The sequence below is a fragment of the Candidatus Nitrotoga sp. 1052 genome, assembly GCF_927312905.1.
In the GTDB taxonomy this organism is placed as follows: domain Bacteria; phylum Pseudomonadota; class Gammaproteobacteria; order Burkholderiales; family Gallionellaceae; genus Nitrotoga.
On the sequence record NZ_CAKMHQ010000015.1, the window covers coordinates 21909 to 35071 of the forward strand.

The 13163-nt window shown below is 53.6% G+C and carries 10 protein-coding genes and 2 pseudogenes; 7 read left to right on the forward strand and 5 right to left on the reverse strand.

Annotation, left to right across the window (positions count from 1 at the left end):
• The first annotated feature begins 185 nt into the window (after positions 1 to 185).
• Together MJ768_RS03225 and MJ768_RS03230 are read left to right on the forward strand one after the other, a co-directional pair.
• Complete coding sequence (locus tag MJ768_RS03225; protein WP_239287926.1) at positions 186 to 2345, forward strand: type I restriction-modification system subunit M; 2160 nt, start codon at positions 186 to 188, stop codon at positions 2343 to 2345.
• Positions 2342 to 3598, forward strand: a complete 1257-nt coding sequence (locus MJ768_RS03230) for a restriction endonuclease subunit S (RefSeq protein ID WP_239287928.1) — start codon at positions 2342 to 2344, stop codon at positions 3596 to 3598. Before MJ768_RS03225 ends, MJ768_RS03230 begins: the two co-directional genes overlap by 4 nt.
• A 136-nt stretch (positions 3599 to 3734) precedes the next feature.
• Here MJ768_RS03230 and MJ768_RS03235 read toward each other — a convergent pair whose 3' ends face one another.
• Both MJ768_RS03235 and MJ768_RS03240 read right to left on the reverse strand, forming a co-directional pair.
• On the reverse strand, positions 3735 to 4157 hold the full coding sequence (locus tag MJ768_RS03235; protein WP_239287929.1) for a type II toxin-antitoxin system VapC family toxin: 423 nt from the start codon (positions 4155 to 4157) through the stop codon (positions 3735 to 3737).
• Positions 4154 to 4405, reverse strand: a complete 252-nt coding sequence (locus tag MJ768_RS03240; protein WP_239287930.1) for a type II toxin-antitoxin system Phd/YefM family antitoxin — start codon at positions 4403 to 4405, stop codon at positions 4154 to 4156. Before MJ768_RS03240 ends, MJ768_RS03235 begins: the two co-directional genes overlap by 4 nt.
• Before the next feature lie 245 nt (positions 4406 to 4650).
• On the opposite strand from MJ768_RS03240, the gene MJ768_RS03245 reads away from it, so the two are divergent.
• Entirely contained in the window at positions 4651 to 4965 is a 315-nt protein-coding gene (locus MJ768_RS03245; protein ID WP_239287931.1) for a GIY-YIG nuclease family protein, read from the forward strand.
• A gap of 109 nt (positions 4966 to 5074) precedes the next feature.
• Positions 5075 to 8301 (forward strand): annotated as a pseudogene (locus MJ768_RS15325) (type I restriction endonuclease subunit R).
• A 116-nt stretch (positions 8302 to 8417) separates the two neighbouring features.
• Here the strand turns inward: MJ768_RS15325 and MJ768_RS15330 are convergent.
• The 3 genes and pseudogenes from MJ768_RS15330 to MJ768_RS03275 form a co-directional block, all read right to left on the reverse strand.
• Positions 8418 to 8908 (reverse strand): annotated as a pseudogene (locus MJ768_RS15330) (IS91 family transposase); the annotation flags it as partial.
• Between the two features lie 119 nt (positions 8909 to 9027).
• Positions 9028 to 10041, reverse strand: coding sequence for a phage integrase N-terminal SAM-like domain-containing protein (locus MJ768_RS03270; protein WP_320415719.1), 1014 nt, complete (start codon positions 10039 to 10041; stop codon positions 9028 to 9030).
• Complete coding sequence (locus MJ768_RS03275) at positions 10022 to 10255, reverse strand: phage integrase N-terminal SAM-like domain-containing protein (protein WP_320415720.1); 234 nt, start codon at positions 10253 to 10255, stop codon at positions 10022 to 10024. Before MJ768_RS03275 ends, MJ768_RS03270 begins: the two co-directional genes overlap by 20 nt.
• Positions 10256 to 10468: 213 nt before the next feature.
• Between MJ768_RS03275 and MJ768_RS03280 the strand changes: the two genes are divergently transcribed.
• The 3 genes from MJ768_RS03280 to MJ768_RS03290 all read left to right on the forward strand — a co-directional run bounded on the left by MJ768_RS03280 (position 10469) and on the right by MJ768_RS03290 (position 13109).
• Positions 10469 to 11404: a lipase family protein gene (locus MJ768_RS03280; RefSeq protein ID WP_239287935.1), complete on the forward strand. Its 936-nt coding sequence runs from the start codon at positions 10469 to 10471 to the stop codon at positions 11402 to 11404.
• A 94-nt stretch (positions 11405 to 11498) separates the two neighbouring features.
• Positions 11499 to 12230 carry an MBL fold metallo-hydrolase gene (locus MJ768_RS03285; RefSeq protein ID WP_239287936.1) on the forward strand — a complete coding sequence of 244 codons (732 nt, stop codon included), beginning with the start codon at positions 11499 to 11501 and terminating at the stop codon, positions 12228 to 12230.
• A 54-nt stretch (positions 12231 to 12284) separates the two neighbouring features.
• Positions 12285 to 13109: a hypothetical protein gene (locus MJ768_RS03290; protein WP_239287937.1), complete on the forward strand. Its 825-nt coding sequence runs from the start codon at positions 12285 to 12287 to the stop codon at positions 13107 to 13109.
• Positions 13110 to 13163: the final 54 nt, after the last annotated feature.

Genomic DNA, 13163 nt, shown 5'->3' on the forward strand with positions numbered 1-13163 from the left:
GCCATGCGCTGAAGGTCTCAGCTGGGTCGGTTTGCGGCTCTCGCCACAGGCAGAGAGGGCTCATTCACACTGCTGGATTATCACGGCTCCAATTCGGCACCTCATGATGACATAGTATGCTGGCAGAATTTAACGGTATCATGCAGACAGCCACCCTCTCCGAATAAATAAAACAAACGGCTCTCATGAACAAAGAGCAACTCAAAAAGCTGGAAGCCGACTTATGGAGTGCCGCCGACAAGCTGCGTGCCAATTCCGACCTGAAGTCCAGCGAATACGCCACCCCGGTGCTGGGGCTGATCTTCCTCAAGTTCGCCGACAATAACTATCGCCGCCACGAAACAGAAATTCACGCCGAGTTCACCAAACTCAAAGGCACCCGCCGTGAGAAGAAAATCTCCGATATAGCCATCGAGAAGTGCGGGTTCTATTTGCCCGATCACGCGCGCTACGAACACCTGCTGAATCTGCCGGAAGAGAAGAACATTGCCAAAGCACTCAAGGAGGCGATGAAGGCCATCGAGGAATACAAGCCCGAGCTCGAAGGCGTGCTGCCCAAGGACGAATATGCCGCGTTGACGCGGACGGACAAGACCATCCCGCAGCAGTTGCTGCGAACCTTTGCTGACATCCCAGCCGATACCACTGGCGACCTGTTCGGGCAGATTTACGAATACTTTCTGTCCGAATTCGCGCGCAGCGAAGGCCAAAAGGGTGGCGAGTTTTTCACGCCGCGTTCCGTGGTGCGCCTGATGGTCGAGATCATCGAGCCGCACGGCGGCAAAGTGTTCGACCCCGCTTGCGGCTCCGGCGGCATGTTTGTGCAGTCTGCCCAGTTCATCGCGGAACACCGCAAGGAGCTGAAAGGATCGGAGAGCGGCGTGTATGTCTGCGGCCAGGAAAAAACGCGCGACACCGTCAACCTCGCCAAGATGAACCTCGCGGTCAACGGCCTGCGCGGCGAAATCAAGCAGGCCAACACCTACTACGAAGACCCGTACCAGAGTTTTGGTGCATTCGATTACGTCCTCGCCAATCCTCCGTTCAACGTGGACGACGTGAGCCTCTCCAGCGTGGAGAAAGACAAGCGCTTCAACACCTACGGCATCCCGCGCAACAAATCGAAGGTGAAGAAAGCCGACGAAGGCAAGGAAACCGTACCCAACGGCAACTACCTGTGGATCAGCCTGTTCGCCACTTCTTTGAAAGAAAAGGGCCGCGCCGCGCTGGTCATGGCAAATTCGGCCTCCGATGCGCGCCACTCCGAAGCCGACATCCGCAAGACGCTGATCGAGCAAAACCTCATCTACGCCATGCTGACGCTGCCCTCGAACATGTTCTACACCGTCACGCTCCCGGCCACACTGTGGTTCTTCGACAAGGCCAAGACCGACGACAAAATCCTGTTCATCGACGCGCGCAACATCTTCACCCAGATAGACCGCGCCCACCGTGAATTCAGCGAAGAACACATCCAGAACATCGCCATCATCAGCCAGTTGCACAAAGGGCGGCGCGATAAATTCGTCCAGCTCATAGACCGCTATTTCGCGGCAGGCATGGCACGCCTAGTCGAAAACAAAACCAACGTCGAACCCGTCGCTACGCAATTGCTCGAAGTGCTGGATGACGCAGGCGGCAAACAAGCCGTGGGCGAACTGGTGCAGCAATGGGCAGGGTTGGCGAAACTCAAAACCCGTTACGAGAAATATCTGCAACAAAACGCGGCTGTCATTTCGAACACTTCAACTGTCATTCCGAGCGTATGCGAGGAATCTTCCGCGCACTACAAGATTTCTCCCGTTGGTCGAAATGACAGCTCTGAAATTAACGCCATCAACAAAGCGCAGCAGCAATTGCGCGAAGCGTTCGATCCGTTCTTTGTCGCGTTGCACGAGGGCTTGAAGCGCCTAGACAAGGTCGTGCGCCAGCACGAGAAGCAGCAGGCCGAACAGGCGCATGCCGAAGGCAAACGCGGCACGACTGACCGCAAGACCAATGCGCTCAAGGGCGCGTTGGAGGCGCTACACACTGAAGTGAAGAACGCCGAAATCTTCTATCAGCACATCCACTGGCTACAGGAACGCTTTCCCAAGGCGGAATATGAAGATGTCACCGGCCTGTGCAAACTCGCAAACTCGACAGACTTGAAGGAGCAGGACTATTCGTTGAATGCTGGGCGCTACGTCGGCGTAGTGATCGAGGAGGACGGGAAGACGGAGGAGGAGTTTATCGAAGAACTGTTGGCGATAAACGATGAACTGGCAAAGCTTAATAAGGATTCGTTGAATGTTGGATCAGCAATAACCAGTAATATTCGGAGCCTGCTAGGGGATGGTTCATGAATAGGAAGGATGAAATCGCACTCGGCAAAACAAAGACTCAGTTTATTGATGGTGACAGGTCTTCCCGTTACCCCAAGCGAGAAGAGTATGTAGAGTCGGGGATCATGTTTCTTAATGGCGAATCAATACATGGTGGATTTATTGATAGAAATGCCGTAAATTTTATTGCTGAGAAAAAATATAGTGAAATTAAAAAAGGCAGGATTGCAAGAAATGATATTGTTCTTACGACAAGAGGAAATAGCGTAGGGGATGCGGCATTCGTCAATATTGATGACAAGGGCCTAATCAATGCCCAGATGCTAATTTTGCGTGTAGATAGCAAAGAAATTCATCCAAAATTTTTCTTTTATTACATCACAAGCCAAAGCTTACACAGTTACATATTGAACTTTGCTTCTGGCTCCGCGCAACCACAAATACCAATACGAGATCTTCGGAAAATACCAATTTGTCTGCCTAAACATCACATTCAAAGAAAAGTTGCGGCGATACTTACGGCGTATGACGAACTGATTGAAAACAACCAGCGGCGCATTGCGCTGCTAGAAAAGATGGCCGGAGAAATCTATAGAGAATGGTTTGTCCGTTTTCGTTTTCCGGGCTATTTAGATACGAGGAAGGTAAAAGGTATTCCTGAAGGATGGAAAGTTGAAAGGCTTGGCAACATTGCATGCTCAGTCAAAGAAAAATATGTTGATCTTGAGCACCAAGAATGGCCGCTGGTCGATTTAGAAAAGATGTCACAAAGAAGTCTTGCAGTTACCAACACAGGAAATCCAGCTGAACTGACTACCTCAAGAATTTTATTTGCTCGGAACGACATCTTGTTTAGCACCATACGCCCATATCTGTACAAGGTGAATATGGCTCCGTTCCAAGGCGTTACTAATACTTCAGTTATGGTGCTGCGACCCCGCATTCCAGAATATCGAGCATTTGTTACGATGACCTTGTTTATGGGCAGCACTATCGCTTGGGCTGACCAGTACAGCGCTGGAACAAAAATGCCAGTGATTTCATGGAACGTATTTCAGAAAATGGAGCTATTTGATCCTGGATTTTATCTGGCGGCCCAATTTGACGATTTAGTTTCGCCAATCTTGGATCAAATCAATAGCCTGTCTATCCTTAATAGAAGATTGGCTCAATCCAGAGATATGCTTCTCCCGCGCCTCATCTCCGGCAAACTCTCCGTCGAAAACCTCGACATTCAGTTCCCGCCCGGCATGGAGAAAGATGCCCATGCCTGACTTCATCGCTAAAGACGACCACAAACCAACTGTCATTTCGACTGAAAGGAGAAATCTTGCAGTGCGCTTAAGATTCCTCACTTCGTTTCGGAATGACAAAGAGGGTGAGCGGAATGACAGCTTCGCTATGGCGGACTTACAGCGCCCAAGGGTTAAACACCTGCGGGTACAGCGCGAAATCCTGCAAGTTGCGGGTGACCACGGTGAGGCCGTGGCATTGGGCGGTGGCCATGAGCAGGCCGTCCATCACCGGCATGGGTTGGCCGGCCAGTTCGGAGTGTGCAGCGATTTGCGCCCAGACGTGGAACGCGGCGGCATCGAGCGGCAGGATGCGCCCGGCAAAGCGTTGCTCCACCTTGCCCAGCCAATTGGTGAGTTTCTGGCTGCGGCGCAGGTCGGCTTTGCGCAGTTTGAGGATGCCTTTTTCGATCTCTCCCAGCGTGATGACGCTGATAAACAGGCTAGCTTCGTCCTGTTCGTCCAGCCAGGCGATCACTTGCTGCGCGGGGGCTTTCCTGGCGTATTCGGAAAGCACGCAGGTGTCCAGCAGCCAGCTCATAGCTCAATGTTGCGCCCGATGTCGCGGCTGCGGGAAATGTCCAGGTCTTCGGCTGCGAGGTCGGGACGCAGCAGCGCGGCGGAGAGCTTGCCTCGGCGGCGGGTAAGCCGCGCGTATTCTTCCGCCGAAACCACCACCGCCGTGGGTTTGCCGTGGACGGTGACCGTTTGGGCATCGCCACTCGCCGCTCGCTTGATGAGCTGGCTGAAGTTGCCCTTCGCTTCTTGCAGTTGCCATTCGCTGTGCATGATTGCCTCCGTTATTCCTGGCGTTAATTCTGGCCAGACTGGGCAGAATTTAACACAAAGCTTGCGGGTTGGCTATGCCTAACTTCACTGGGCTGTCATTTCGACCAAAGGGAGAAATCCTGTAGTGTGCGTAAGATTCCTCACGGAGCCTGCCCTGAGCGAAGTCGAACGGGTTCGGAATGACAGTTTTTTTTGGGATGACGGGCTTTTGGGAATGATAGGTTCTGCAATAAGAGGTAAGGCTGATGGGCAAAACCTACTACGTTTACCTGCTGACTAACTGGAACAACAAGGTGATGTATATCGGTGTTACCAGCAATCTTGAACTCCGGGTCTATGAGCACAAAAATAAGCTGGTTGAAGGCTTTACTCAAAAGTACAACGTGAATAAGCTGGTTTCCTTTGAGAGCACAAACGATGTATTGGCGGCCATTGAGAGGGAGAAACAGATCAAAAAATGGCGGCGTGAAAAGAAAAATCAGTTAGTGACTGGGATGAATCCGGAATGGAAGGATTTGAGTTTGGAGTGGGGGAAAGATTTCTCCTTGCAGTCGAAATGACAAAGCTTGTCATTCCGAACCCGTTCGACTTCGCTCAGGGCAGGCTCCGTGAGGAATCTTGTAGCGGCTAAAAACTATTCGCCGCTTTTTACAATGATGATTTGAAAATATGCCTAACTTTATTTCCGAAGATCAGATCGAGCAGGTGCTGGTGCAGAAGCTCCAGCACCTGCACGGTTTCGATGCGCTCGACTGCTACACGGAAAATGCGGAAGACTTGAACGATGGCTCAAACCGCGCCAACAAGCGCGATGTGATTCTGGTGGAGCGGGTGCGGGAAGCCGCCATCCGCCTGAACCCGGACATTCCACCTACAGCCATCGAGGATGCGCTGGATAAGTTGCTCGACCGGCGGCAGGCATTGACGCTGATCGCCGCGAACCGGGAAATTTATGGCCTGCTGCGCGACGGCATCCCGGTGGAATTCGACAACGCGCAGGGGGTGCGGCAGCAGGAGCTGGTGCGGCTGCTGGATTTCAACACGCCGGACAACAACCGCTATCTGGTCGTTACCCAGCTGTGGATCAAGGGCGAGCGCGGTTTCCGCCGCCCAGATGTGTTGCTCTACGTCAACGGCATTCCGCTGGTGTTCATCGAGCTGAAAAACTCGAACGTGAAATTGCGCAACGCCTACGACGACAACCTGATGAATTACAAGGCGGAGATTCCACAGCTTTTCCTGACCAACGCATTTTGCGTGCTGACCAACGCTATCGAGACCAAGGTGGGCAGCATTACGGCGGAGTGGGAGCATTTTTTCAACTGGCTGCGTGCGGATGACGAGAAGGAGAAGATAGACCGCGCCGCAATCCGCGAACAAGGCATCAGTCTGGAAGGCGTGATTGAAGGTTTATTGCCACAGAAGAGACTGCTGGACTACGTGGAGAATTTCATTCTCTACTACAAGGATAGCTCGAAGATCATCGCGCAGAACCACCAGTTCATCGGCGTGAACAGGGCGTATGACGCCTTTCTCAGGCGCGAGGAGCTGGCGGGTAAACTGGGGGTGTTCTGGCACACGCAGGGCTCGGGCAAAAGTTTTTCGATGATTTTTTATGCGCGCAAAATTTTCCGCAAACAGACTGGCAATTTCACCTTCGTGGTGGTGACCGACCGCGACGATCTGGACGGGCAGATTTATCGTAATTTCCTGAACACCCGCACGGTCAGCGAGGCCGAAGCCGCTCAGCCTAAGAACAGCGAAGAGATGCGTCGTTTCCTCGGACAGAACAAACGGCTGGTGTTCACCTTGATCTAGAAGTTCTGCTGGGACAAAGGCCGGGAGTATCCCGAGCTATCAGCGCGCAACGACATTATCGTTATCGTAGACGAGGCGCACCGCACGCAATACAAGTCGCTGGCGGAAAACATGCGCAAGGGTTTGCCCAGGGCGAACTATCTGGCGTTCACCGGCACGCCGCTGCTGGGGCGCGAGCGCAAGACTAATGCGTGGTTCGGCGGTTACGTTTCGGAATACAACTTCCAGCAATCCATGGACGACGGCGCGACGGTGCCGCTGTATTACGAGAAGCGCGTGCCGGAAGTGTTGATCCAGAACGAAGGATTGAGCGAGGAATTCTACGAGATTCTGGAAGACGAGAATCTGGATGAGGCGCAGCAGGCCAAGCTGGAGCGGCGCTTTTCCACGCAGGTCGAGGTTATCAAACGCGACGACCGGCTGGAGAAAATCGCGCGTGACATCGTCTATCACTTCCCCCGGCGCGGTTATCTGGGCAAGGGGTTGTTTGTGGCGGTGGACAAGTTTACCGCCGTGAAAATGTACGACAAGGTGCAGGATCAGTGGAAGGCCGCCTTGAAGGAGATGGTCGGGCGTATCGGCAAGACGACAAACGACATCGAGAAGGCGCGGCTGAAGAAAATTGTCGAGTACATGCGCTCGGTGGAAATGGCGGTGGTCATCAGCGAAGACGCAGATGAGGAAAGGAAGTTTGCGGATCAGAAGCTGGACATCAAGCCGCACCGCGAGCGCATGAACAAGCTGGATGCGCACGGTCACGACATTGAATTCAACTTCAAGGACCCGGAAAGTCCGCTGCAATTGGTGTTTGTGTGCGCCATGTGGCTGACAGGCTTTGATGCGCCCACGCTGTCGACGCTGTATCTCGACAAGCCGATGCAGGCCATACCCTGATGCAGACCATCGCCCGTGCCAACCGCGTTACGTCATGGAAGATCAACGGGGTGGAAAAGCACAACGGCGAGATCGTGGATTACTACAACGTGTTCCGCAACATGAAGTTGGCGCTGAAGGATTACGCGCAAGGCGGCGATGAGATTGACCCGCCGGTGAAAGAAAAAGCAGAGTTGTTTATTCTGCTTGACGATGCGATTGAACAAGGCTTGGCGTTCTGCCATGAGAAAGACGTTCCCTTGCGCGAAGTGTTGGGCAGCGCGGATGTGTTCGAAAAGCTTGGCCGCTTTAATGTCTTTGCCAATGCTTTGCTGGCAAACGATGAATGGCGCAAGGGTTTCAATGTGTATGAGAACACCATCACGTCGCTGTATGAGGCGTGCAAGCCGGAAGTGCTGGGTCGCGGCAAGGGGCGTGAAGTGGCGGCGTTCCAGTATTTGCGTGGGGTGATAGACAGCCTCATCGGGCAGACGGACATCGACGCGATCAGCCTGAAGATTGCCGAGCTGCTGGATGAGAGCGTGGTGGTAAATGATGCGGAGGCATTCAAGGCGCGGCAGTACAACGCGGAATACCAGATCATCCAGAAGGGCAAGACTTGGGATCTCAGCAAGATTAACTTCGACAAGTTGCGCGAGGAGTTCAAGCAGGCAACCTACAAGAACATTGAAATCGCCGACCTGCGCGCCTTCCTGCAACACAAGATCGAATTGATGCTACAACAGAACGCGACGCGCACCGACTTTGCACAGCGGCTGCAGCAGATAATTGACGCTTACAATTCCGGCGGCTCATCCACCGAAAATTCTTATGAAGAACTGATAAAGTTCACCGAGGATTTACGCGCGGAGGAAGAGCGGCATATTCGCGAGGGGCTATCTGAAGACGAGTTGGAACTGTTCGACTTGCTGAAGAAAGACAAGATGACGCAAGAGGAAACGCAGAAGGTGAGGCTCGCGGCGAAATCGCTGCTACATCGCTTGCTGGAAGAACAACCCAAGGTGCTGGTGCAGGACTGGTACAAGGATACGCAAACCAAGAAGATGGTGCGCTCCGCCGTTGAGAAAGTTCTGGATAGCAACTTGCCAGAAAGCTATGACCGCGTGCTGTTCCGGGAAAAATGTGACAACGTGTTTTACCTGATGCTCGATTATGCGAGCCATGGCAGGAAATGGGCGGCTTAAGTTTATATGCTTAATCAAGAGACATGACGAATCCCCAGCACGCGACGTAGGACAAGGGGAATTGGAATTATGATGACAAATTCCATGAATAATCCGTGCTTGGCCCCTTTCATTCCAGGCATAACAAGATGAACATGGGGGGTGATAATCCAGCCGGCGCGTGTTCGTATGCAACACTGCTATGGCGCCGGGCGTGCCCTAAAGCTGTCTGTCGTTCTGGCTGAAGGTAGGCACCGTCTCCCAACAACACCGCATGAGCAAATCGTAGACGACGCTCTGGTGCGCAAAGGTTAGTGCCCTGAATTCTGCGGGCAGGGTGAACGTCAGCAGAAAGTACTCGGCGGGCACCTGCTTCCTCATCTGGCGTTCCAGACATTGCTGACTCTCATGATGCTGGCAGTGCGGGCAATGGCGATGGCCGCAGGAATTCGGCACTCACTTCTGATGCTCACATTCCAAGCACTGAACCTGCATCTTGGGGCTGGCTTGCGTGCGGCCTTGCTTTATGGCCGCGAGTGCCCGATAGTGCCCAGGCCTGAGCCGATCACGGTATTGCGCAAAAAAAGTTCGCCTCGAAGGTTTCGATGACTGAAGCAAGCCGGATCATTTGACCTGCCCCCAGGCGATGCTTGGTCTGGTCAGTCAGATGGGTATATTGGGCCGTGGTGAGAATAGAATGATGGCCGAGGATCTTCTGCACCTCGATCAGATCGATACCGGCCTCGATCAGGTGGGTCGCATAGCTGTGGCGCAAGCAGTGTGGCGTGCTCTTTTTTTGAGTACGCAGGCCTCGACCACCTTGTGCATGGTGGTCTGCACACCGCCACGATCCAGGGGCGTCGTGGCGGTCGCCGTGCCTTTCAAACCGCCGTGGCGATTGGGAAACAACAGCACGGGGTTGCGATGCACTTGCCAGAAGCTTTGCAAGAGCGTGTGTGTCGCTTGCGGCAGTGGAACAAAACGATCCCTGTTTCCCTTGGCATCGCGGATAAGCACGCGCCAGCGCGCCGCATCAATATCCCCAACCTGAAGCCGCAGCCCTTCGCCGAGGCGCAGTCCCAGGCTGTAGAGCGTGAAGAAGAATACCCGGTAACTCAGAACGCGGGTGGCGGCGAATATCCGCTGCGCCTGTGCGATCGTGACGATGTCTGGCAAGCGCTGCGTCTTGGGGGGCTTGATCAGACCGGGAGCCACCCAGGGTTTACGCAAAACATGTGCGTAGCAAAACTTCAACCCATACAGGTCAAGCTTGACCGAACTCCATGAGTGCGATGCCACAAGATCGGTGAAGTAGTCCACCAACTGCTGCTCGGACAGACTGTCAATTTGATGATCAAAGAATTCGCCGATTCGGCGGATGGCGCGCGAATAGGCCTCGATGGTTTTTGGCTGTAGGCATTTAAGCTTCAGGTGCTTCAGATGCGACTGGTAGTTCAGTTTGAAATTTGCGCCGGACAATGCGTCCATCTTAAGATAACTTCGTAGTTCGTCATGGAACAATCCTTCGCGAGAAGGGGTGAGATTATATTTTGACTTCGGCCCGTCGAAACTGCATCCTCCGCGTAGCGGCTTCGCATAACCCTTCGTTCGAAGCCGACAGCCATCGGCGTATAGCAAACTCGCAATCAACCACAACGTCCCATCCAACCGGTTCAGCAGCGACTTGACCTCGCTCACCGTCAATACCACCGGCAAGCGTTGTGGTGTTTTTGCCTGCGTCTCATTGTCCAGCCATGGCAACTCCAGCGCCAACACTTTGCGATAAAGAAACAGCAGCGCGCTCTTTGCCTGATTTTGGGTCGAACGCCACCTTGCCCGCCACTGCCAGATGCGACAAAAAAGCCTCCAACTCCGGCGCACCCATCTGCGCCGGATGGGTCTTGTGGTGGAACAAAATGTAGCGTTTAATCCAATCCAGACAAACACTCTCAGTGCGGATGTTATGGTGCTTCATGTGCAACACGGCTTGCACTTGATCGAGTAATTTTGGCGGGTTTTCGGGGGGTAGGCATAGCGAGGCGTTAAAAACCGGTTAACATCTTGATAAAAATCAGATTGTCTTGATTTTAAATTAAGTTAAAAATTCTTACCATGTTTGTAAACCAATCCGATAAAATTTTTAGTGTTTTATTGGGATCTACTTTTCGTTAACTGATGCAGGGGCGATATGAGCTTTGATCAACGTTTTCGAGATGCGCTCAATGTCGCTTCCAAGGTGACAGACTGGGATGATCCCTACTTCACTTGGGAGAAGGCATATATCGCATCTGTCTTTTCACTTGCGGCATACCAGCACATTCCCGAGTTCGAGATCGAGAACGCCGAGAGAGCGAAGTTAATCCCGTGTGAGGAGTACCAAGCGACCTTCGCAAGCCAGTCTTTCACCGCTGCGCAAAGCTCCCTACAAACGCAAGATGCTGCAAACATCTTTGTTGTTGTGCGGGAAAAGGTGGTAGTTGTCCTCTCGAAGATCAAGACTGCGCTCTTCATATCCTTGCGTGGCACCCAGAGCCTCTACGATCTCGCCGCAGACCTGGATCTTCGGAGGGTGCGTTTTCCTCCTGAGAAGGATTCGTTGATTCAACTACATCGAGGGTTTTTTGAGGCAGTCGCATCTTGTTTGCAAGAGGTCATCGCTCGGGCCGCCGAGCGCTTAGACGACGACACGCCGCTGTACATAACTGGCCACTCGCTGGGCGGCGCTATGGCTGCCATAATGAACGCTCAGATGCTCGCCGGCGTGGCTTGGCGTTCTCGTGCATTCGTGCGGCGCCCCTACTGGCGGCTACTTCCAACAGCCTGTTTCGCTTTCGGAATGCCGCGCTACGGGAATCGCTATGCGGTTTCGCAACTTGCATACCCCTTCCACGTTTACAACGAGCGCGATGTCGTTCCAACCATTCCGCCTCGTCTCCTCGGCTTTGCCGACAGCCCCGACGAATACTGCTTAACCGCTGCCGGAAGGCTCTTGCGGCCGCACGAGAAGGGCGGAGGTCTATTCAGACTACGGGGTGGAAGGCTGCAGGCCCTGGGCGCAAAGGAACACAAGATGGAGCGCTACGTGGAACGGGCAGAGTCAGCGCACAAGAATGGCGTCAGCTAACGAGTAAGGTAGGTTGGGCTGAATGAAATGAAGCCCAACCTGCCAGGCTGATCAAGCAGCCCTTAACTTTTCGCCATTTACATGGAGAGTAAAAATGCACATAACGAACAAGCAGTCTGGGACGAATATTTATGAAGTTGCGGATGGGATTTACCGCATCAATACGCCGGTTGTTATAGAAGGCGGGCTCGGCGGGTTCTCATTCAATCAGTTCCTTATTGTCGATGATGCGCCATTGCTCTTCCACACCGGACCGCGCAAAATATTTCCGCTGGTTCGGGAGGCGGTCGCGAGCGTGTTGCCCGTGGAGCGGCTGCGCTACATTGGCTTATCGCACGTTGAAGCAGATGAGTGCGGTTCGCTCAATGACTGGCTCACGGTGGCGCCACAGTCCTCACCGCTATGCGGCAAGGTGGCAGCGCTGGTGTCAATTGATGATATGGCCGACCGACCGGCGCGCGCACTCGCGGACGGGGAAACGCTTACGCTTGGAAAACATACCATGCGCTGGTTCGACACGCCGCATCTGCCTCACGCGTGGGAATGCGGTTTTATGATGGAAGAACAAACGCGGACATTGCTATGCGGCGATCTGTTTACACAGGGCGGCGCTGAACATCCAGCCATCACTGAGTCGGATATCTTGGGGCCGAGCGAGGCGTTCCGTCAGGTGATGGATTATTATTCACACACTCAGAACGCGCGCGTGATGCTTGAAAGACTGGCCTCCGCCGAGCCGACAACGCTTGCGTGCATGCATGGCAGCACATGGAAGGGCGACGGAGCGAAGCTTTTGCGCGCGCTTGCCGATGTGCTGTCGCCATAATGACGCTCAACCTACCGGGCTATCCCGATTAGCCGTCTTCTGGCCGAGCCAATCATGCGTCATTTTCGGATCATCGTTCTTCTACTGACCGCAAGTCTCCTCAGCGGATGTAGCGTTCTTCAAGGAGGCAAACTCCTTGCACCAGAGAACTTCGGTTTAACTCCGGTTGCCCCAAGAATCTATGTTGAGACAGGTGCAGACGAAGCGATACGGGGCAAGCTCCGCGAGGCCATGGATAAAGCAGAAGACGCTATACGTGCCGCATACGGCAGCGTGAACTCACGTCCCATAGTCCACGCTTGTATCACCGAGGGATGCTATGAAGCATTCGGAGGGCGGGGCTCTGTGGCGAAGGTCTACGGCGATCGCATCCTGCTTTCGCCGCGTGGGCTGAACTGGCATTTTCTCGCTCACGAATGGTCACACGCTGAAATGCGCTCCCGTCAGACCCTCAGCGCATGGTGGCATTTGCCGGAATGGTTTGATGAAGGTGTGGCAGTTGCGGTAAGTGAGGCACCAGAGCACTCTGAAAGTCACTGGCAATTCTTGGTGGCGGCCAATATTCCTCGCCCAACGCGCGAAGAATTGCATACCTTCAAGTCATTGAGGCAGTGGCTTGACGCAGTTCACCGATACGGCGAGGACAAAAATATTGAACGCAAAGCTAAGGGTGAACCTGAAATTAGTCCGGTCTATGCAACGGCGGGGCATGAGCTACGGCCTTGGCTCGCGAAAGTTGGTAGCCATGGGCTTCTTACTTTCATAGCGCGGCTGAATGGCGGAGAGGAATTTGAGTCCGCTTACCAGACTGGTAACATTGCGGTCGTGAGGGACGCTCCGCAAGCGGCGTTGCCGCTCGCTACGCGCCCCTCACCTTAACGTTGAGGCTGTAGAAAAACCCAAATCCACCCAAAAATCCACCTCACAATCTGC